Genomic DNA, 20814 nt, shown 5'->3' with positions numbered 1-20814 from the left:
GATGATCCCCGACTCCAAAGTCGAACGGTGGCTCCGCGAAGACGTGGGCCACCACGACGTGACCAACCAGGTGCCGGGCGAGACGACCGGTCGACTCGTCGCCAAGGAGTCCGGCGTGGTCGCCGGTCTCGACGCGGCTCGCGCCGTCTTCGAGTACCTGGACGTGGCCGTCACCGACAGCGCGGCGGCCGGCGACCGGATCGAACCCGGCGACGCCGTCCTCGAAGTCGAAGGATCGGCCCGAGAGGTGCTGCGCGGCGAGCGCGTGGCCGTCAACGTCACCGGCCACGCGTCGGGCATCGCGTCGAAGACGCGACGGGCGGTGGATGCGGCCCGCGCGGAGAGTGACGACGTGCGGATCGCCGGGACGCGAAAGACCACGCCCGGACTGCGGGGGATCGAGAAGCGGGCCGTCGTCGCGGGCGGCGGCGACACCCACCGGCTGGACCTCTCGCACATGGTGATGGTCAAGGACAACCACGTCGCCGAGCTGGGGCTCGAATCCGCCGTCGAGCACTTCCGGGAGCGGGCGTCGTTCGCGACGAAGGTCGAGGTGGAAGTCGAGGAGCCCGCCGACGCGCCGCGGGCCGCCGAGGCCGGGGCGGACATCGTCCTTCTGGACAACATGGACCCCGACACGACCGAGCGGGCGGTCGGACTGCTCCGCGACGCGGCGGACGACATCGGTCGCGAGGTGCTCGCCGAGGCCTCGGGCGGCATCACCGTCGAGACCGTTCCCGAGTACGCCGCGACCGGCGTCGACGTCGTCTCGATGGGGTCGCTCACCCACTCCGCGCCGACGCTCGACTACTCCTTCCGGACGGGGTGACGGCCGCTTCGGACGCAAATTGACAGGCGCCGCCCCCTATCGTTTTATTGACAGAGAGTGATCGCACGGACATGGCAGAATCGACGATGGACGAGAGCGTAGTCTCCCCGGGATTCGTCGGTGGAGCGGCCGCCGTGGTCACGTTCGGGGCGCTCGCGTACGTGACCGTCCTCCTCTTCGAGCAGATCGCGGCCGGGGTGCTCGTCGGCGCCCTCTCCGGCGTCGGGATCTTCTACACCGTGCCGTACACGATCCGACGGGCCGACGAGAGCTACGTCCGCGACGACCACGAGAACCTGGCGCGGAGCTTCCACCCCGGTGCGGCCGGCTACGCGCTCTCCGGGGCCGGCATCGTCGCGCTGGCGCTCATGTTCGTCCTCGAGAACGCGTTGCTCTCGGTGCTGGTCGCGGTCACGCTTGCGTTCGCGGAGTACGTGGTCCTCTCGCGGGCGCTCCCGCGTGCGGGGGAGTCGTCGGTCGAAGACCACGACGGCGACTGGTCCAGCGACGATTGGGACGAATAGGGCGAGGGCGCCTCGTAAGTCACTCGTCGAGCCGCCGGGCGAGCATCACTTCGTCGACGAGGCGGCCGTCGATCTCGTAGTGCTCCTCGCGGATCGCCTCGATCTCCCAGCCGTTGCGTTCGAGGAAGTCGATAGCCTCGCCGTTGGTCGCGGGGAGGCTGTTGTACACCTTTCGGCACCCCCTGGAGGCGGCCCACTCGACGCAGCGCTGGAGGAGGTGGCTGCCGATGCCGTGGCGGCGGTAGCCGTCGAGGACGCCGACGGTACACTCGGCGGTCCCGCGGAGCTTAGCCTGCTCCTGGGCGTCGACGTGGCCCCAGCCGACGACCTCGTCGGCGACCTCGGCGACGAAGACGATCCGACACTCCGTGGGCGTGCGCCGGAAGAGCGTCTCCTCGTAGGTGAGCTCCTCGGCGACCGTCTCGGCGGTGATGTAGGTCCCCTCGGTGGTGACCTCGCGGATGACGCCGACGACGCCGGAGAAGTCCGCGGGCCGGGCCGGACGGATCGCGTAGGCGACGCCCGCCTCGGCGAACTCCTCGGACTCCCCCGGCTGGAGTTGCGCCCGCAGGCGCCCGCGCTCGTCCTCCTCGATGAAGTCGTCGCGCTTGAGGATCGAGACGTGATGTTGGAACGACTCCGGGTCGACGCCGACGGTCTCGGCGACCGACGCCGGCTCGACCGGACCGTGCCGGTCGACGAAGCGATAGACGCGCTTGCGGTCGCCGGAGAGGTCGATCTCGTCAGGGACCGACATTGGCGGAGATACGCGCGCCACGGCCATGAGCGTGACGGCGGCGCGAGAACGGCGACAGTACGGCGGCGGCCGATCGCCCCACCTCAGCGCCGGTACGGACGGCGCCGCACCACCTCGAAGCTGTCGGCGAGGTCCGCGACGCTGACCTCGAAGGTTCCGGGTTCGACCGTCCGCGTCCCGTCGTTCTCGACGATGCCGAACTCCCGGACGTCCAGCGAGAACGAGACCGTCGCTCGCTCGCCGGCGTCGAGGGCCACGCGGTCGAACGCCCGCAGTTCTCGGACCGGCGTGATGCGGGTGCTCACCACGTCGGTCGCGAACACCTCGACGGGTTCGGTCCCGGCGCGGTCACCGACGTTGGCGACCGCGACCTCGACGTCGACGGTGCCGTCCGGTCCGACCTCGGCCGGTGCGACAGTCAGGTCCTCGTACTCGAAGTCCGTGTAGCTGAGCCCGTGTCCGTACTCGAACAGGGGATCGTAGGAGGAGCGGTGGGCCTCGTGGTCGACGGTCGGATGGGTGAGGTGGTTGAACCGGACCGGCACCTGTCCCTCCGAGCGCGGGACGGAGAGCGGGAGCCTGCCCGACGGGTTGTGCTCGCCGAACAGCACGTCCGCGACGGCGCCGCCCTCCGAACCGGGCTGGTAGGCCAGCAGCAGGCCGGGGACGTGCTCGGCGATCCACGGCGTCGACAGCACGCGGCCGGTGACGAGGACCGCGACGGTCGGCGTGCCGGTCGCGTGGATCGCCTCGACCAGTTCGCGCTGGGCGTCGGGCAGCGTTAGGCTCTCGCGGTGGGGGAACTCCTCGGCCCCGAACTCCTGGGAACTCGCGCGGAACTCGTGGATGTAGTCGGGTTCGCCGACGACCACGACGGCCGCGTCCGAGTCGGCGGCCGCGTCCCGGGCGGCGTCGACGTCGAGCGTCTCGCCGATGGCGCTCCCCGGTTCGTGGACCACGTCGGTCCCGTCGTCGACCGCCGCCTCGATCCCGTCGAGGACGGTGTCGCCCAGGGGCCGCGGGTCCTCGACGCTCCCCCAGCCGCCGTGCTGGGCGGCGATGTCGTCCGCGTTCGGGCCGGCGACGAGTAGCTGGTCGAGGTCGGGGTCGAGCGGGAGGACGTCGTCCTCGTTCCGCAGGAGCGTCATCGACTCCCTGGCGACCTCGCGGGCGAGGTCGCGGTGGTCCGGCCGGCCGAGCGTCGCGACGGCGTCGTCGGGGTCGACGAACGGGTCCTCGAAGAGGTCGAGCGCGAACTTCAGGTGGAGCACGCGCCGGGCGCTCTCCTCGATCCGCGACTCGCTCAGTTCGCCGTCTTCGACGAGGGCGAGGACCTGCTCGCAGTACTCGGCGCCGCCGGAGGGGAGCAGGTCGATCCCCGCCCGGATCGCACGCCAGAGCGACTCCTCCAGGGAATCGGTGGCGCGGTGGCCGCCGTGGAGGTCCTCGGCGCCGGCGTAGTCCGCGAGCGTGAACCCGGTGAATCCCAGGTCCTCGCGGAGCAGATCCCGCAGGAACCGCGGCGAGCCGTGGACGGGTTCGCCGTCGATGACGTTGTAGCAGGGCATGATCCCGGCGGTCCCCGCCTCGATCCCGGCCTCGTAGGGCGGGACGTGGACGCGCCGGAGCGTGTACTCGGAGATGTCGTTGGGGGCCTGATCCTCGCCGCGGACGCCCTCGCTGTAGGCGGGGAAGTGCTTGGTGACGGCCAGCACCGACTCGTCGAGGTCGTTCTCCTGGTACCCCCTGACCATCGCCTCGGTGAAGGCGGCGCAGAGGCGCGGGCTCTCGCCGAACGTCTCGGCGATGCGCCCCCAGCGCTGGTCGCGGGCCACGTCGCCGATGGGGCTGCTTGTCGACTGGACGCCCGTCGCGCGCATCTCGACCGCGGCCGCGCGCGCCGCGCGCTCGGCGAGGTCGGGGTCGCGCGTCGCGCCGAGCGCGAGTTGCTGGGGGAAGACAGTGCTCCCCGAGATGGCGGCGTGGCCGTGCTCGGCCATCGCGCGGACGAACAGCGGGATATCGAACCGCGAGGCGTCGATGGCCGCCCGCTGGAGGTCGTTGACGAACTCGGCCTTCTCGGCGGGCGTGTTGTGCGGCGTCCCGCCGAAGTGGACCGAGCCGACGTGGTGGTCGGTGACCGCCGTCTTCGCCTCCTCGACGTCCGCGAGCGCCGGGACGCCGACGACCTGGCCCACCTTCTCGGCGACGGTCATCTCCTGGAGGATCGCCTCGACCCGCCGCTCGTCCTCCTCGGCGAGTCGCTGGCCGAACGCGCTCCGATCTGGCATGCGTTCACGTGCGCCACTCACGTCAATCAACGTTCGGGTGCCGGAAGCGAGGACCGGAGCGGCCGACGGCCGGACGCCGATGTCGACCGGGCGAATCAGTCGTCGAGGTCGGGCGCGCCGTCGACCGTGTCGTCCCCCATCGCGTCCCCGTCGAGCGCGAGGCCCCCGTCGTCGACGACCGCGGAGAGCGGCACGGCCTCGGCCCAGGCGCGGTCGAACACCTCGGCCAGCCGACCGGCCATCTCCCCGTCGCGGACGTGGATCACGCCCAGGCGCTCGCCGCTGTCGAGCGGGTGCGGGACGTGGAAGCAGACCTCGTTGCCGTCGACCACGTCGAAGGTGACCTCCAGGTCGGTCGTGACCCGGAGCGAGACGTTCGGCGGCGCGTCGACCGTCTCCGCGACGACGTCCGGCGGCGCGGCCTCGACCATCGCGGCGTGGCCGAGCATCCGGACCTCGACCCCGTCGTCGAGTGCCGCGTAGAACGGGTCGACCTCCGGTTCGTAGCGCTCCCACGGCGCCGCCGCGTAGGGCACGCTCATCGCCGACCGGATACTGTCGCCCGCGGTCGCGAACAGGTCCCGTTCCAGCGAGATCGCCGTCTCGCTCCCCAGCGGCGCGGTCCAGAAGCGGCTCTCGGCGGGTTTCGTCGCAGCGAGTTCGGGACCGATCTCGGCGGCGATCGCCTCGTAGCGGTCGGCCCGCGCCGACAGTTCCCGCCGGCGCTCCGCAAGCAGTCGCTCGACGGCCGTCTCCGGATCGACCGCCGCGTACGTCGTCGGCTCGGTCGACTGGCTGCGGACGACGTCGCGGGCGTCCAGCCCGTTGAGCACGTCGTAGATGCGCCCCATCGGCACGTCGCTGGCCTCCGAGACCTCCTGGGCCGTGGCGGACCCGAGCGACAGAAGCGCCCGATAGACCTTCTCCTCGTAGCTCGACAGCCCCAGCTCCCCCAGGTCGGACATGCCTCGCGGTGGGGCGCGAGCGGACTAAACCATTCGGGAACGGACAGGAAGTGGCGGCGCGTTCGACAAGCGGTTTTCCCGCGGGCGGACTCCCTCCGGCCATGCGACCGTACCTGACGCTCGCGCTCGCGATCGCCGCGGAGGTGACCGGCACGACCGCGCTGAAGGCCAGCAGCGGGTTCTCGGAACTCGCGCCCACGGCCGTCGTCGCGGTCGGGTACGCGGGCTCCTTCTACCTGCTCGGACTGACGCTCGAAGAGCTACCGGTCGGGCTGGTGTACGCGACCTGGGCGGGGATCGGGATCGTGGCGACGGCGCTGGTGGGCGTGGTGGTCTTCGAAGAACAGATCGACGCGGCCGCGGTCGCCGGGATGGCGCTCGTCGTCGCCGGCGTCGTCGTGTTGAACGCGTTCTCGGACGCCTACGCCCCCGCGCACTGATCGCGACGGCCGCGGGCCGGTGGTTCGCGGCGGGCGCCGAAGTGTGGGTCCGACCGGGGGGTTACTTCATGTCCTGCAGGCGGTCGACCAGTTCGTCGGCGGAGTCCGCGCCCTCGACCGACACCTCGCCCTCGTGGTCGTGCTCGTGGACGTTGACTGCGTCGTCTTCGTCGTAGTCGGCGTCGCCGCTCTGGTTCTCCTGTTCGGATTCGTCGTAGCTCCCGAAGCCCATTGTGGATCGACGTAGCGGAATGGGACGGAAAAACGGTGCGGTCGTGGACGCCACTGCGGCGTGCCATCGGGCGCCATACCCGGGGACGGCGAACGTGTTTTCCGGCCCGGCGGCGAACTGGACGGCGATGACTACCGTCCGCAGCTGCGAGGACCACGGGTTCTTCGAGGGCGACGCCTGCCCCGTCTGCGAGCGCGAGGGACGGGCGGTCCTCGGCGCCGCTCGCCGCCGCCGTCTCTCGAAGTACCTCTCGGGCGCGCTCAGGCACTTCCCGGACGACGCGGGGCTCGCGCTGGACGACGCCGGCTGGACGCCGTTCGGCGACCTGGTCGCCGCGGCCGAGCGACAGTACGACTGGGCGGACCGCGAGCGCGTCGCCGCCGTCGTCGCGACGGACCCGAACGGCCGCTTCGAGCGGACCGGCGGCGGGGTCGGCGACGGCGGTGCGGAGTCCGGCGACGACCGCGTCCGCGCGGCCTACGGCCACTCGGTGGCCGTGGACCTGCAGTCGGGCGACGGCCCGGTCCCCGACACGCTCTATCACGGCACGGCGCCGCGGACCCGCGACGCCATCCTCGCCGAGGGCCTGAAACCGATGTCGCGCCAGCTGGTCCACCTCTCCGGGGGCGTCGACGAAGCCCGCCGCGTCGGCGAACGGCACGCCGACGAGCCCGTGGTCTTCGCGGTCGACGCCGCCGCGATGCTCGCCGACGGTCACGAAATCACCCGCCGGGGTCGAGCGACCTACACGACCGAACGGGTCCCGCCCGAATACCTCACCGTCCGGGAGTCGGACTGACGGCGCCGACCGGGCGGGCGCTCCCGCCGCGGTCTCCGCGGTCGAACCATGCGGACTCTTGGCGGACTGGTGAGTACGGTCGGTCATGGATCCGACCGTCCTCGTCGCCGGCGAGACGCTCGTCGACTTCCTCCCCGCGACCGAGACACCCCTCGCCGACACCGACGAGTTCTCCCGCCAGCCCGGCGGCGCGCCGGCGAACGTCGCCGTCCGCCTCGCGCAGCTCGACCGACGGCCCTGGTTCTGGACGCGCGTCGGCGCCGACCCGTTCGGCGACTTCCTCGCCGACGCGCTCGCCGACCGCGGCGTCCCCGAGCGATTCGTCGAGCGCGACCCGGACGCCGAGACCACGCTCGCCTTCGTCAGCGGCGACCCCGAGGAGGGGCCCCGGTTCACGTTCTACCGCGACGGCACCGCCGACACGCGGTTCGAATCCGGCCGCGTGCCCGACGAGACCCTCGCCGACGTCGAGTGGGTCGTCGTCGGGAGCGTCCTCCTCGCGAGTTCTCCCTCGCGGGAGGCGATCCACGACCTCGTCGAGCGGGCGAACGAGGCCGGCTGTACCGTCGTCTTCGACCTGAACGCCCGGCCGGAGCTGTGGCACGACGCCGACTTCGAGAGCGAAGTCCGCCGCCTGTTGCCCGCGGTCGACGTGCTGAAGACGTCCCACGAAGACCTCGAACCGGCGGGCTTCGACGGGTCGACGATCGACGCGGTCGCGCCGCGGCTCCACGAACTCGGTCCTCACACCGTGTTCCTGACGCTCGGCGAGGCCGGCGCGGCGGCCGCCGCGACCGACGACGCGCCGTGGGGCCCCGAAGAAGCCGTCCACGAGGGGTACGCCGTCGACGCGGTCGACACGACTGGCGCGGGCGACGCCTTCACCGCGGGCGTCGTCGACGCGCTCGCGGCCGGGGAGCGCTCGCTCGCCGCCGTCCTCGACCGCGGCAACGCCGTCGCCGCCGCCTCGACCACCCGCGCCGGCGGGATGGCCGAGCTACCCGACCCCGACAGCGTCCTGTAGGCGGCCTTCGAGTCGGAGCGACGTCGCTGGCGGCGGAGCGCTCTTTTCTGACGGCCGCCTGGTCTCCGGTATGTTCACCGACGCCGAGCGCCGCTACCTCGAATCCGCCCGCGTCGCCCGACTCGCCACCGCCGATGCGGAGGGGCGGCCGAACGCCGTCCCGGTCTGTTTCGCCCTCGTCGACGGCGAGGACGACGAGAGCGCCGCCCCGGACGGCGAGACCGCGCCCTGGATCGCCTCGCCGATCGACGAGAAGCCGAAAGGCGGTTCCCCGGAGACGCTGCGCCGAGTCCGCGACGTGCGCGAGAACGGCCGCGTCGCGCTGGTCGCCGACCACTACGTCGAGGACTGGGACCGCCTCGGCTGGGTCCAGGTCCGGGGAACGGCGTCGGTACTGGCGCCCGGGGACGCGAGCCACGATGCGGCCGTCGGCGCCCTGCGCGGCGAATACGACCAGTACGCGGACCACGCGCTCGGCGAGCGACCGGCGCTCCGGATCGACCCCGGCCACGTCCGCTCGTGGGGTCGCATTACTGACCTGTAGCGGTACCTTCATACTCACCGCCGCGGGATGGATCGACAGATGACGGATCAAGGTCCGACACGTGACGTTTCGATACGCGGCGTCATCCCGCCGACGATCACCGCCTTCGGTGCCGACGAGGAACTCGACCTCGACGCGACCGCGGCCCACGCCCGGTTCGTCGTCGACCGCGGGGTCCACGGCGTCTTCCCGCTCGGGACCAGCGGGGAGTTCCCGATGCTCAAGCCCGACGAGCGCGCGGCGGTCATCGGCGCGGTCGTCGACGAGGTCGGCGACGAGGTGCCCGTGATCGCCGGCGTCAGCGCGCCGAGCACGAAGAACACGGTCTCATACGCGCTCGACGCCGAGGACAGCGGCGCCGACGCCGTCGTCGTCGGCATCCCCTACTACTACCCCATCGACAGCGAGGCGATCGTCGAACACTACGAGGAGGTCACCGACGCCGTCGACATCCCGGTGTACATCTACCACTTCCCGGCGCGGATGGGCAACAAGCTCGACCTGGACACGCTCGACCGCCTCGCCCGGATTGACGGGATCGTCGGCGTCAAGGACTCCAGCGGCGACGTCGCGTGGCTCGGCCAGGCCATCGACCGTCAGCCCGAACTGGCCTACCTCGCGGGGCTGGACTCGCTTCTGTTCGCGGAGCTGGAGATCGGGTGTTCGGGCCTCGTCAGCGCCGTCTCGAACGTCTTCCCCGAGCTGACGGTCGAGCTCTACGAGTCGTACGTCGGCGGCGAGGAGGGCCGCGCCCGCGAGCTCCAGAGCACGGTCTTCGACGTGTGGAAGGCCATCGACCGCGGGCCGTACCTGGGAGGCGTCAAGTCCGCGCTGGACTTGCACCCCGAGGTCGAGTTCGACCCCGGGCCGATGCGGCGGCCACTCCAGCGGATGGACCGCGACCAGGAGGTCCAGCTGGAACGGACGCTCCGGACGCTCGACCTGATCTGAGCGGGAAACGAGCGAGGGCGAAGTCGCCGAGCGCGAAACACGTCGAGGCGAAACCGTCGAGTGCGAACCCGTTCAGTCGTCGCACTCGGCGGGAGCCGCGGGGCGTGCGGACGGGTTGACGTCCGCGTTCGCGGTCACCTCGCGACCGAGTTCGCGGATCCGGTCTTCGAGGCCCGGTTCGGTGACCTCCTCCCCGTCGAACTTGTCGTAGGCGCCGCGGATGCCCACCTGCGTGGGGACCGTCCAGCCGTGGACCGAGCGGACGACGACGCGCAGGTGATCGAGCGTGCTGGCGTAGCTACCGCCGCCGGCGGTGGCGAGCAGGCCGACGGTCGTGTCGGTGAACTCGTCCTTGCCGCAGTAGTCCAGCGCGTCCTTCAGCGTCGCCGAGTACGAGCCGTGATAGACCGGCGACCCGAGGATGACGGCGTCGGCCTCGCGGACGCGCCGCTTGAACTCCCGGACGGTCTCGCCCTCCTCCGCGTCGGGGTCGAACGGGGGCAGGTCGATCGTTCGCAGGTCCAGCAGCTCGGTGTCGGCGCCGGCGTCGGCCGCCGCGTCGAGGGCGATCCGGAGGGCGCGGCGGGTGTAGCTCCCCTCGCGGCGGCTGCCGCAGACGGCGACCACGTCGGGGCAGTTCATGTACATCGATCGGAGCACGGCTCGAATAAAGGTTCCCTGAATGGCGTTTTGGTAGGCGGTCCGATAGTTTCGGCGAGGTGGCCAGACTGCCGCGGCAGGGAGCAAACGGCCGTGGCGGATCCGCGCCGGCCGACGAGGAGCTATATACGGGTACGGCCCGGTATAGATCCCTCATAGCAACCGCTTACCCGTCCGGCCGGGCGGATCCGACACGGACCGCCCGACAGCACATGACAGCCTCGAACTCCGCGCCCCTCCGGACGGCGATCGACATCGTGGACAGGGAGATCGAATACGCGACCGACGAGCGGGCGGCGTTCGACCGGTTCCGCGCTCGCCTCTCGAACGTCGATCCGACGCCGCCCAGCGCGACGAGCGCGACCGCTGGGTCCGGCGTGACGACGATGCCCGCGGCCGTCTCGACGGGCGGCGATCCGGGCCCCGCCGCCTCGCTCCGGGCCGTCAGGACGGCCTACCGGGAGACCGTGATGGACGTCCCCCACTACGAGGCGGAGTACGGCGACACGCTCCGCGCGAGCCTCGCCTCCGAGTTCTGCCCGGAAGTGGCGACGCAGGTTGTCGACGGCCGGCAGTTGACCCCGCCGCTGTACCGCGCGCTCTGGGACGGCAGCGAGTCCGCCAGCGACGACCGCGAGCGGTTCCGCCGCGCGCTCGAACGCGAGCGGGAGTCGCTCGTCGATATCGACGGCGCGCTGGCCGAGTGCGACCGGCGACTCGCCGAGATAGAGCCGCAACTCGACGACGCGTCGACAGCGCGGCTGAGCCGGCTGGACGACCGGTTGGCCGACCTCGAAGCGACGTGCGCCGACCTGGCAGACGAACGCCAGTCGCTCGTCCACGGCCGACCGGACGTCCACCTCTCCGGCGTCGCCGGGACGAGCCTCGTCACCTTCCTCTACGGCGAGTTCGACGCGCGCTGTCCGGCCCTGTCGGCGATCGCCGACCGCCTGCAGCGGATCCGCGACGACCGCACGCGCTGTCTCCGGTGACCCGCGGGCCCCGTGACCGCGGCGCAAACGGGAAACATCGACCGGGAGCGAGGGGTTCAATGGCCAGTAGCCGGGATCCGGGAACGTGATCGCTCCCAGCGGTATCGTCGCCCGTCCGCCCGCGGACGGCCCGTCCGAGTCGTCGCAGGTCAGGCGAGCGCGGTCGCTCGTCCCGTCGCCGCGCTCGCCATGAGCGGGTCGACGGCCGAGGCGGCCGGTACCGGTCGAACGGTCCCCCGAGGCCGTGCCGGCGTGTTCGTCTCCATCTGTGCCTTCTCCTTCCTGGTGAACTTCGGCCGGATCGCCTTCGCGCCGCTGGTGGACTACTTCATCCGCTCGGGCGTCAGCCCGGCCACGGCGGGGCTGGCCGCGACGGCCGTCTGGGTCGGCAGCGCCCTCCCTCGGCTCCCGACGGGCTACCTCCTGACGAAAGTCGCGCGCCACCGCGTCCTCGTGGGGATGGGGCTGTTCCTCGCCGGCGCGGCCGGGTTCACGGCCTTCTCGCCGGACATCCGCGTCACCGTCGCCGGGGCGCTGCTCGTCGGCCTCGCCTCCGGCGTCTTCTTCATCGCCGCCAACCCGCTGGTGAGCGAGCTCTACCCCGAGCGCGTCGGCCTGGCGGTCGGCCTGCGCGGGATGTCCTCGCAGATCGCCGCCGTCACCGCCCCGTTCCTCGTCTCGCTGGCCATCGGGCTGGGCTCCTGGCGGCTGTCGTTCCGCGCGCTGGCGGTGCTCGCGCTCGCGCTGACTGTCGCGTTCGTCTTCGCGCTCCGGCGGGCGGACCTGCCGGAGGCGGGCGTCGACGACCGCGACCTGCTGGGGGCCATCCGCGCGCAGTGGCGCCTCGTCGCGGCGGGCGTCGTCTTCGTCGGCTTCAGCGGCTTCGTCTGGCAGGGCGTGTTCAACTTCTACGTGACCTACCTCGGCGCGAAGGGGATCGCCTCCGGCCCCGCGAACACCCTCTTGACCGTGACCTTCGCAGCGGGCGTTCCCTCGTTCGTCGTCGCGGGCCGCCTCGCCGACCGCTTCTCGTATCTCTCGGTCCTGCTCGGGATCCTCGGGGGGTTCGTCGTCACGCTGCTGGCGTTCACGCTCGTCACGAGCTGGGTCGCGGTCGCCGCCGTCTCGATCGTCATGAGCCTGATCGTCCACGGCCTGTTCCCGGTCGCGGACGCCTACCTGCTCGACTCGCTGCCCGACGAGAACCGCGCGAGCGCCTACTCGGGCTACAGCGCGGTCATGATGCTGATGCAGGCGCCCGGGAGCGTCGCCGTCGGCGCGCTCGCGGAGTTCGGCCTCACCTACTCCGGAGTCTTCCGCGGCTACGCCGTCGGCGTCGGGATCATCACCGTCGCGATGGCCGCGCTCGCGCGCGACGGGCAGCTCCCCACCGGAGAGTGAGCGGTGGCGGAGTGAGCGGCCACGGAGTGGTCAACTGTCGGTTCCCCGGCGGATCGACGCCGCTCGCGGGCCGGTTCGGAGCAAACGTTACTGTCCGAGACCGAGTAGTCGAGCCCATGCGCATCGACCGGATCGGGATCGACGAATCGGTCGCGGCGGTGTTCCCGCCGGAGCCGCTCGCCCAGCGCCTCGCGGCGGCCGCCGTCGACGCGACGATCGTCGACGGGTCGCCCGAGTCACTGGCCGACTGCCAGGCCGTCGTCACCCTCGAACACCGCGAGTCGTTCCTCGACCTCGAGTGGGTCCACTCGATACAGGCCGGCGTCGACCGGTTTCCCCACGACCGCTTCCGCGAGGAGGGCGTCGTCCTGACGAACAGCACCGGCGTCCACGGCGACGCCGTCGGCGAGACGGTCGCCGGGTTCGTCCTCGCGCTCGCCCGGCGGATCCACGAGCACGTCGCCCACCAGACCGACCGCGAGTGGTCCCGGCCGGGCTGGGACGACGGGTGGACGGTCGCCGGTGAACAGGCCTGCGTCGTCGGCCTCGGCGGCCTCGGCCGCGGGATCGTCGACCGACTGACCGGCCTCGGGATGGACGTGGTCGGCGTCCGCCGCTCGCCGCTGCCCGAACCCGGCGTCGATCAGGTGTACACGGTTGACGGACTCCGCGAGGCCGTCGCGGACGCGCGGTTCGTCGTCCTCGCCGTCCCGCTGACCGACGCGACCCGCGAGCTGATCGGCGCCGAGGAACTCGCGGCCATGCGCCAGGACGCCTACCTGATCAACGTCGCCCGCGGCGGCGTCGTCGACCAGCTGGCGCTGGTCGAGGCCCTCCGAGACGGCGAGATCGCGGGCGGAGCGCTCGACGTCTTCGAGACAGAACCGCTCCCCGAGGACTCGCCGCTGTGGGCGATGGACGACGTGATCGTCTCGCCGCACTGCGCGGCCTACACCCGCGACTACTACCGTCACGTGGCCGCTATCCTCGAAGAGAGCGTCCGCCGGATCGCCGACGGCGAGGACCCGGTCAACCGGGTGCTCTGAGAAGCCCGGGCGCCCGTCGGTCCCGTCGGTCCGGAGTACGGCCGCCGACTACGGTTCGATCACGAGTTTGCCGAGGAACGAGTCCTCCAGCACGGCGCGCTGGGCCTCGCTCGCCTCGTCGAGCCCGTACGTCCGCGCGAGTTCGATCGAGAGCGCGTCGCGCTCCATCAGGTGCGCCGCGCCGCGGAGCGGCACCCGCAGGTCGGGCGTGTTGAACATGGTCATGAACTGGTAGGAGACGTCCTTCGAGCGGGCGGCGCCGTCGTTCGTGAACGCGGGGTCGGGGCTGTTCTCGCCGATGCCGACGACGCGGGCGCCCGTCGCGGCCACGTCGGCGTCGAACTGCAGGTAGTCGTCGAGCCGGTGGTCGAGGACGACGTCGACTCCGCCGTCGGAGGCCTCAGTGACGGCGTCGGCCAGGTCGTCGCGGCCGTAATCGAGGACCGTCTCTGCTCCCATGGCGGCGAGTTCGTCGTGGTACGCCTCGCGAGCGGTGGTGATCACCCGGGCGCTCACGGCGTCGCCGATCTGGACCGCGGCGTGGCCGACGCCGCCCGACCCGCCGTGGACCAGGCAGTGTTCCGCGGGGTTCAGGTCGGCGTGGTCCACCAGCGCCCGCCAGGCCGTCACCGCCGCGACGCCCGCGGCGCCGGCCTCGGTCAGGTCCGCGCCGTCGGGCAGGTGGACGACCCGATCGGTCGGGACCGTCGCGTACTCGGCGTAGGCGCCCTGGTGGCCGCCGTTGCCGATTCCCGTCCCGAAGACCCGGTCGCCCTCGTCGAACTCGTCGACGTCGGCGCCGGTGGCCGCGACGACGCCCGCGAGGTCGACGCCGGGCGTGAACGGCAGACCGACCGGGTCGTACGAGCCGTCGCGGAAGTACGTGTCCACGGGGTTGACGCCCGCGGCCGCGACTTCGACGAGCAGTTCGTCCGGACCCGGGTCCGGACGGTCGACGTCCTCGACTGCGAGCGCTTCGGGACCGCCGTGGTCGTTGAGCCGAACAGCGCGCATATCGGTCGAACCGACGCGTCGGACCGCCATAACTGTGGGCGTCCGAGCCGCGTCCGGGGATCCCGGCCGCGCTCCGCCCGGAGAAGGCTCGGCCGTGGGAGTCACAACTCCGGACCGACCGCGTCCGACACCTAATCATTAAGGCGCGGCGGACTTCCGTCTCCAGCCCTTACGACAAGATGGCTCGTGCCAATGCGAGCCCCATCCCACCACGGATGCACCCCACCCGCGACCCACCCTGTCCACACCCACCCGTTCCCGCGCTCGGGGGAGCGTAGGAACCCACCTTTCCGTCGTCCGCCTTCGCTCCCACCGTTCCGCTCCCATCGAGCCCCGGGCTCCCGCCCGCTCACCGGTCACTCCCGTCCCGGTTCCCGCTTTTTCCACGCCCCAACCGATCAGCGCCGCGCCCCTCGCTCATCCTGTCCGACCGAGACCAGCGGAGTCACGGACACCACCAGAACAATCATATCATGTATAATTACGCGGTAAAGTAAAGTTTCCCACATCCACGCAGTCGATCAGCAGTTCAGTCACCGAGGGTATCGAGTGAGTGACTAAGTCGGGCGTCTGCTGGACGATTCGGCTTGAAACCGAACTTTAGGAGAGGCGTCGTTCCCGTTCACGTGACTCCGATCATCGGGACCGACGCTTGCAGCGGGATCTGCGTTCCCGCTCCGACTGATCCAGTTCCGCCCGGCGAGAGACAGGTGAGCTGCGTATTCGACGGGTATCTCGGGCATCGTCGTTCTTCGGGCGCTCGATTCGAAACGCTTCGTCGACGCGATCCCCGAAATCAGAGAGGTATAATCATATGTATTCTATCATATATTGATTTGTGGCTTTTCGGGGCCGGATCTGGTATCCTGCTCGGGCCCCGATAGAGACGAGGCGGCAGACCGTAACGGAGTCGACGACCACGGGGACATCGTCGGGCGACCAAATTGTCCGGCAATACCGGACCCACATCGGCACTTAGAATTACATCTGTATATTTGTAATTCCCATCAGAAGGGTCCTATTCCACGGTCTTGACGGCCCAGGCTAGCCGGTTTCGAGCCGGCCGTCAGAGAGGGGGTGCCAAAGTCCGGCAATGCCGGAAAGAAAATGCGCAGAAACGGCCATTGAGGAGTAGATCCGGTTGCACCCAGTTTCGATCACAGAAACGAGCAGCCTCGTTTCGGTAATACCGGAAGGTAGTGCAATTCGTTGACAAACGACGCGGCGAGAGAATTCCGGGGATTGTGAACCGCGGCAGTTCGCTCCGAGCGACGCCCGGCGGCCCGGGACGGGCGAGCGGTCCACCACGGGACGGCGACCGGGCACGCAAGGATTATATAAAGGTTGTCCGATGTATGGAACGAACGGCATTCAGCGTCTACTATGGAGATCACCGATATTGACGTCACGAGCGTGAGCACAGAATCGTGGGGCGAGTTCGTGGAGTTCCCCCTCGTCACAGTCATGAGCAAGTACGACGAGTACAACAACGCCGACGGGGACAACCCGCAGGCCCGCCGCAAATGGATGGGGCCGGTCGGCGACGTCGTCGTCGAGGTCCACACCGACGCCGGGATCACCGGCGTCGGCCACGGCAACTGGGCGACGGGCGCCATCGAGACCATCGTCGACGAGACGCTCTCGAAGCTCGTCGTCGGCGAAGACCCCCAGGAGCGCGAGAAGCTCTGGGACATCATGTACCGGGCGACGATCCCCTTCGGGCGGAAGGGCGCCGCCATCGAGGCGATCAGCGCCGTCGACCTGGCGCTGTGGGACATCGCCGGCAAGGAGGCCGACAAGCCCGTCTACGAACTGCTGGGCGGACCGGTCACAGACGAGATCCCCTGCTACGCGAGCAACCTGCATCCGGTCGATATGGACACGCTCGAACGCGAGGCCATCGAGTACGCCGAGAAGGGCTTCGACGCGATGAAGCTCCGCTTCAGGCACGGCCCCGAGGCCGGCCGCGCGGGCATGAAGGAGAACGAGGAGATCGTCAAGACTGTCCGCGACGCCGTTGGCCACGACATCGCCATCGCCGGCGACGCCTACATGGGCTGGTCGGTCCGCTACGCGAAGAAGATGCTCGACCGACTGGAGAAATACGACATGGAGTGGGTCGAAGAGCCGGTCATCCCCGACGACATCGACGGCTACGCCGAGGTCCGCGAGTCGACTAGCATCCCCATCTCCGGCGGCGAGCACGAGTTCACCCGCTGGGGTCACGAGGAACTGCTCGAACGCGAGGCCGTGGACATCCTCCAGCCGGACGTCCACCGCTGCGGCGGCCTGACGGAGCTCCAGAAGATCGACGCGCTCGCGAGCACGCACGACGTGCCTGTCGTCCCCCACTCGGGGACGAACCCGCACCTGCACTTCATCGCCGCGTCGACGAACGCGCCGATGGCCGAGTACTTCCCCATCCCCGAGTGGTTCCAGGAACAGCAGGAGGAGAAAGACTCCACCTACGCCGACGCCATCTACGAGCACCCGCCGGACGCCGAGGACGGCGTCATCCCGCTGCCCGACGGGGTCGGCCTCAGCTCCGAACTCAACCGCGAGGCGCTCGACAACTACGCCGTGGAGTGAGCATGTCCGACATCAGCTTCGAGTACAACGTGCCGGTGTTCGCGGGCGCCCCCGACGAGGGGAACGAACCCGTCCACCGCGACACGCCGGCGTACGAGTCGCTCGACTGGGAGACCACGCTCGAAGGCGTCCGCCGCGCGGAGGAACTGGGCTTCGACGCCGCGTGGGCGCCCGACCACCTGATGCTCGGGCGCGACAACGCCGAGTACGAGTGCTGGACGCTGCTGTCGGCGCTCGCCGGCGAGACCGACGACATCGACGTCGGCTCGCTCGTCCTCTGCAACGACTACCGCAACCCCGCGCTCGTCGCGAAGATGGCCGCCACCCTCGACGTGGTCTCGAACGGGCGGCTCCAGCTCGGCCTCGGCGCCGGGTGGCACGAGCCCGAGTACGACGCCTACGGCTGGGAGTACCGCGACGGCTTCGAGCGCCTGATGCGCCTCGACGAGAGCATCCGCCTGATGAAGCGGATGTGGGACACCGACCCCGGGGAGGGCGCCGACTTCGACGGCGACCACTACCAGATCGAAGACGCCCACTGCGAGCCCGGACCCGTGCAGGACCCCCATCCGCCGATCCTCGTCGGCGGCCAGGGCGAGGAGGTCACGCTCAAACTCGTCGCCAAGCACGCCGACGTGTGGAACACCGACGTGTTCAACGGCGACGTGCCGACGCTGGAGCACAAGATCTCGGTCATCGAGGACCACTGCGAGACGGTGGGCCGCGACCCGGCGGACATCGAGTACTCCTGGGACGGCCACGTCATCTGCACCCGCGACGAGGCGAAGTTCGACCGCCTGCTCGACCTCATGACGCCGATCCAGTTCGAGGAGGAGTACCAGGACCAGGCGCCCATCGAGACGGAGGAAGACGCCCGGGAGTACTTCGTCATGGGCACGCCAGAGGAGTGCGCCGACGCCATCGAGGACCGCGTCGACGCCGGAGTCACGAAGTTCCAGTGCTGGTTCGTCGACTACCCGGACTTCGAGGGCATGGAACTGTTCGCCGACGAAGTGATGCCCGAGTTCGCCTGAACGCGTCGCCGCCGCCGGGCGTCCGAGAAGATCGACCCTCTTTCGCGACTCTCTCCCGGGACCACCTGCTGGCGCCTGTACGTAGTCCTGCGCACCTACGTCGCTTCACCGCGCCGAGAGGGTCAGCCCTTCGACCCGCGCTGGGAGAGGTGGGTAAAGGCGTACGCGCCCAGACCGACCAGCACCATCGCGAAGCCCCAGACCGGAAGTATCCCGGCCCAGACGCCGGTGCCGAGCACGAATCCGGCCGCGATGAACGCGATCCCGGCCACCGCGAGTTGTAGCGAGAAGGACGAGCGGATCGGAGTGAGTACGCCGAGCGAGCGCTGCGGCGAGCCTGACGAGTCTGAACCGGGATTCTCGTTGGCGTCGACGGCCATAACGGAGTATCATCCGACGTCCGGATAGTTGTTTCGCCGGAACGGACGTTCGGAGCGGCCGGCACCTGGTCGGATCCTCGACAGCCGTGTGGGACCGGCGAGGCTCTCAGCCGATGTCGAAGACGTCCCATTCGAAGTAGGAGATGAGCGCGACGAGCGCCAGCATCGCGAGACAGAGGGCGGCGGTCATGACGGCGACGACGTACGACGCGGTGCCCGGTTCGAGGTACGGGTAGGAAAAACCCAGGAGGAGCAAGAAGAGGACGTTGATCCCGAACACCAGTTTCAACACGGAACGCGTGCGGTCCATCGGGGAGTGATACCGAACCGACCGTCAAATAGCTTGTCTCCGCACGTGCGTATTCTCGGATTAACCAGTCACCAATCAGTGCTGAACGGTAATAATTTTCAGCGAAATTTATTTATATTAGCCGGGGAAAGTACTTCCGAATGTCTGACGATAACAGACACCAGTCCAGGTGGCTGAGCCGACGGAGCGCCCTGAAGAGCGGTCTCGCCGGTAGTGCGGCGCTGCTCGCGGGGTGTAGCAGTAATTCCGACGGCGGGGACGGAAGCGGGGGTACCGGAACGCAAACGGGTGAGCCCGTACAGGAACGGGTCGACAAGCGATTCACCATGGCACTCCACCGCGGGACCTACAAGATGTCCAACGCCTCGTGGAACCCGTACGATCCCAACGGCTCGATGGCGAACTTCGACCCGCCGGGGCTGATCTACGATCCGACGGTCGTCTGGTATCATAGCCACAACGAGGGCCAGGGTGTCATCGCGAAAGACTGGGAGAAAGAAGACGAGACGACGTTCCTCGTCGAGTTGAGCGAGGAGTGGGAGTGGCACAACGGCGATCCGGTCACGACCGCCGACTGGAAAACCGACTGGGACCTCAACTTCCGGACGTCCGAGATCACCTCGCCGGATGCAGAGCCCCACTCCGTCGTCAGTGATTACGAGGCCGTCGACGACTACGCGATGCGGTTTCACCTCCACGACTCCTTCAGCACGCAGCACGTGCTCCAGCACGCTGTCGCCACGAACCTGATGATCAAGGAGGACGTCGGCGATCCGTCCTTCGGCGACTGGCGCGACCGGCTCATGGACGCGGACGCGGAGAGCGACGAGGCGTCGCAGATCGTCGCCGACTTCCAGGAGTGGTCGCCGAGTCTCGACCAGGTCGTCGGCAACGGCGCCTTCGAGATCAAGGAAGTCACGGACAGCACCTTCGTCACCGAGGTGTACGACGGGCATCCCAAGGCAGACGACATCAACTTCACCGAGTTCGCCTTCGAGAAACACAGCGATCAGGTCCTGGCCTTCATGGAAGAGGAGGTCGACGGGATCAGCCTCAACCTGCCCGCTTCGCCGGACGTGATGAACAAACTGCCGAAGCGACACAACATCAACCGGGACTACAACCACGTCTGGTCGCTGCTGTTCAACTTCGGGAACTACGACTGGGCCAACTCCCCCGCCGAGAACCCCTCGAACCAGCCGATCACGTCGGATCGGCGGGTCCGGCACGCTATCGCGTCCGCCGTCGACCGCGAGGAGATCTTCGCGTCGGTTCCGCAGCAGTACGAACTCTACGAGCTGCCGTCGACGTTCCTCAATCAGAGCACGGTCGACGAGGGACTGGTCGACGTCGAGGGGTACGACTACTACAAAGTGGACAACAAGGAGGCGACGGCGCTCATGGAGGAAGCCGGGTACCAGCGAGATAACGGGAAGTGGTACGGCGAGGACGGGGAACCCGCCTCGCTCAGGTTGATCGCTCAGTCCGGCACCAGCGTCCAGGTCGACGCGCTCGACTCCGCACGGCACCAGCTGAAGGAGTTCGGATTCGACGTGACCCTCGACGCCGTCGACGAGGCCACCTACGGCGAGGCCCGGCTCAACGGGGACCACGACATCATCTTCGACAACCACCCGATCTTCTCGCTCACGGGGCTGACGTACGTCGGCTTCGTCTGGGAGTGGTTCGCCAATCTGAACCACGCCGATTACGTCAACACGACCTGGGAGATCCCCGCGGAGATCGGCAACCCGGACGCGAGCGAGACGATGGAGATCAACGTCATCGACACCATCGAACAGATCCCCCTCACCGACAGCTCGAAGCCGCTGCAGAAGCTGACGTGGTTCGTCAACCAGGTGCTGCCGATGTACAACTGCGTCGTCGGCCGGGACTACGGTGCGATCAACGCAACCGAGTGGGTCGTCGACGCGCCGGAGGCGCTACTGGACAACCGCGTCGCGGAATTCAACCTGGTGCGGGTTCCGGACGCGACGCTCGCCCCGAAGCAGAAGTAAGCGGGTTCTCCCGC

Annotated in this window: 21 protein-coding genes; 13 read left to right on the top strand and 8 right to left on the bottom strand. The window is 69.4% G+C overall.

Features of this window, described 5'->3' with window-relative positions; translation table 11 throughout:
• The first annotated feature begins 1 nt into the window (after position 1).
• Both nadC and PSC72_RS17335 read left to right on the top strand, forming a co-directional pair.
• On the top strand, positions 2 to 829 hold the full coding sequence (gene nadC / locus PSC72_RS17340; protein ID WP_274322681.1) for a carboxylating nicotinate-nucleotide diphosphorylase: 828 nt from the start codon (positions 2 to 4) through the stop codon (positions 827 to 829).
• A gap of 71 nt (positions 830 to 900) precedes the next feature.
• Positions 901 to 1353 carry a hypothetical protein gene (locus PSC72_RS17335; protein WP_274322680.1) on the top strand — a complete coding sequence of 151 codons (453 nt, stop codon included), beginning with the start codon at positions 901 to 903 and terminating at the stop codon, positions 1351 to 1353.
• Between the two features lie 19 nt (positions 1354 to 1372).
• Here PSC72_RS17335 and PSC72_RS17330 read toward each other — a convergent pair whose 3' ends face one another.
• From PSC72_RS17330 to PSC72_RS17320, 3 genes are all read right to left on the bottom strand, one after another.
• A complete protein-coding gene (locus tag PSC72_RS17330; protein ID WP_274322679.1) occupies positions 1373 to 2110 on the bottom strand; it encodes a GNAT family N-acetyltransferase in 738 nt (245 codons plus the stop codon).
• Between the two features lie 83 nt (positions 2111 to 2193).
• Positions 2194 to 4401, bottom strand: a complete 2208-nt coding sequence (locus PSC72_RS17325) for a glycoside hydrolase family 3 N-terminal domain-containing protein (RefSeq protein WP_274322678.1) — start codon at positions 4399 to 4401, stop codon at positions 2194 to 2196.
• 95 nt (positions 4402 to 4496) lie between these two features.
• Entirely contained in the window at positions 4497 to 5366 is an 870-nt protein-coding gene (locus PSC72_RS17320) for a TrmB family transcriptional regulator (protein WP_274322677.1), read from the bottom strand.
• A 101-nt stretch (positions 5367 to 5467) separates the two neighbouring features.
• On the opposite strand from PSC72_RS17320, the gene PSC72_RS17315 reads away from it, so the two are divergent.
• Positions 5468 to 5806: a DMT family transporter gene (locus PSC72_RS17315; RefSeq protein ID WP_274322676.1), complete on the top strand. Its 339-nt coding sequence runs from the start codon at positions 5468 to 5470 to the stop codon at positions 5804 to 5806.
• Positions 5807 to 5867: 61 nt separating this feature from the next.
• On the opposite strand, the gene PSC72_RS17310 is transcribed toward PSC72_RS17315, so the two are convergent.
• Positions 5868 to 6038 (bottom strand): DUF5786 family protein, encoded by a 171-nt coding sequence (locus tag PSC72_RS17310; protein ID WP_274322675.1) that lies wholly within the window; start codon positions 6036 to 6038, stop codon positions 5868 to 5870.
• Positions 6039 to 6165: 127 nt separating this feature from the next.
• Here PSC72_RS17310 and PSC72_RS17305 point away from each other — a divergent pair, with 127 nt between their 5' ends.
• The 4 genes from PSC72_RS17305 (at position 6166) to PSC72_RS17290 (ending at position 9356) form a co-directional block, all read left to right on the top strand.
• Positions 6166 to 6837: an RNA 2'-phosphotransferase gene (locus tag PSC72_RS17305; protein ID WP_274322674.1), complete on the top strand. Its 672-nt coding sequence runs from the start codon at positions 6166 to 6168 to the stop codon at positions 6835 to 6837.
• Between the two features lie 85 nt (positions 6838 to 6922).
• On the top strand, positions 6923 to 7861 hold the full coding sequence (locus tag PSC72_RS17300; protein WP_274322673.1) for a carbohydrate kinase family protein: 939 nt from the start codon (positions 6923 to 6925) through the stop codon (positions 7859 to 7861).
• A gap of 70 nt (positions 7862 to 7931) precedes the next feature.
• Complete coding sequence (locus PSC72_RS17295) at positions 7932 to 8405, top strand: TIGR03668 family PPOX class F420-dependent oxidoreductase (protein WP_274322672.1); 474 nt, start codon at positions 7932 to 7934, stop codon at positions 8403 to 8405.
• Between the two features lie 39 nt (positions 8406 to 8444).
• The gene (locus PSC72_RS17290; RefSeq protein ID WP_274322671.1) at positions 8445 to 9356 is read left to right on the top strand and encodes a dihydrodipicolinate synthase family protein; all 912 of its coding nucleotides are present in this window, start codon (positions 8445 to 8447) and stop codon (positions 9354 to 9356) included.
• 72 nt (positions 9357 to 9428) lie between these two features.
• On the opposite strand, the gene PSC72_RS17285 is transcribed toward PSC72_RS17290, so the two are convergent.
• Positions 9429 to 9998: an NADPH-dependent FMN reductase gene (locus PSC72_RS17285; protein ID WP_274322670.1), complete on the bottom strand. Its 570-nt coding sequence runs from the start codon at positions 9996 to 9998 to the stop codon at positions 9429 to 9431.
• Between the two features lie 230 nt (positions 9999 to 10228).
• On the opposite strand from PSC72_RS17285, the gene PSC72_RS17280 reads away from it, so the two are divergent.
• The 3 genes from PSC72_RS17280 to ddh all read left to right on the top strand — a co-directional run bounded on the left by PSC72_RS17280 (position 10229) and on the right by ddh (position 13455).
• Complete coding sequence (locus tag PSC72_RS17280; protein WP_274322669.1) at positions 10229 to 11008, top strand: DUF7260 family protein; 780 nt, start codon at positions 10229 to 10231, stop codon at positions 11006 to 11008.
• A gap of 189 nt (positions 11009 to 11197) precedes the next feature.
• Positions 11198 to 12409, top strand: a complete 1212-nt coding sequence (locus tag PSC72_RS17275) for an MFS transporter (RefSeq protein WP_274322668.1) — start codon at positions 11198 to 11200, stop codon at positions 12407 to 12409.
• 116 nt (positions 12410 to 12525) lie between these two features.
• Positions 12526 to 13455 (top strand): D-2-hydroxyacid dehydrogenase, encoded by a 930-nt coding sequence (gene ddh / locus PSC72_RS17270; protein WP_274322667.1) that lies wholly within the window; start codon positions 12526 to 12528, stop codon positions 13453 to 13455.
• Positions 13456 to 13503: 48 nt separating this feature from the next.
• Here the strand turns inward: ddh and PSC72_RS17265 are convergent, their stop codons facing one another.
• Entirely contained in the window at positions 13504 to 14469 is a 966-nt protein-coding gene (locus PSC72_RS17265; RefSeq protein WP_274322666.1) for an NADPH:quinone reductase, read from the bottom strand.
• A gap of 1383 nt (positions 14470 to 15852) precedes the next feature.
• Here PSC72_RS17265 and PSC72_RS17260 point away from each other — a divergent pair.
• Positions 15853 to 17058, top strand: coding sequence for an enolase C-terminal domain-like protein (locus PSC72_RS17260; protein WP_274322665.1), 1206 nt, complete (start codon positions 15853 to 15855; stop codon positions 17056 to 17058).
• A gap of 2 nt (positions 17059 to 17060) precedes the next feature.
• On the top strand, positions 17061 to 18092 hold the full coding sequence (locus PSC72_RS17255) for a TIGR03560 family F420-dependent LLM class oxidoreductase (protein WP_274322664.1): 1032 nt from the start codon (positions 17061 to 17063) through the stop codon (positions 18090 to 18092).
• A gap of 122 nt (positions 18093 to 18214) precedes the next feature.
• Here PSC72_RS17255 and PSC72_RS17250 read toward each other — a convergent pair whose 3' ends face one another.
• Together PSC72_RS17250 and PSC72_RS17245 are read right to left on the bottom strand one after the other, a co-directional pair.
• Positions 18215 to 18472, bottom strand: coding sequence for a hypothetical protein (locus tag PSC72_RS17250; RefSeq protein ID WP_274322663.1), 258 nt, complete (start codon positions 18470 to 18472; stop codon positions 18215 to 18217).
• Between the two features lie 106 nt (positions 18473 to 18578).
• Positions 18579 to 18782 (bottom strand): hypothetical protein, encoded by a 204-nt coding sequence (locus PSC72_RS17245; RefSeq protein WP_274322662.1) that lies wholly within the window; start codon positions 18780 to 18782, stop codon positions 18579 to 18581.
• Between the two features lie 140 nt (positions 18783 to 18922).
• On the opposite strand from PSC72_RS17245, the gene PSC72_RS17240 reads away from it, so the two are divergent.
• Entirely contained in the window at positions 18923 to 20800 is a 1878-nt protein-coding gene (locus tag PSC72_RS17240; protein ID WP_274322661.1) for an ABC transporter substrate-binding protein, read from the top strand.
• Positions 20801 to 20814 lie beyond the last annotated feature (14 nt).

It is taken from the genome of Halosimplex aquaticum, from assembly GCF_028747785.1.
GTDB lineage: Archaea > Halobacteriota > Halobacteria > Halobacteriales > Haloarculaceae > Halosimplex > Halosimplex aquaticum.
The sequence above is the reverse complement of the archived record's forward strand: the minus strand, read 5'-3'. Positions and strand labels throughout refer to the sequence as shown.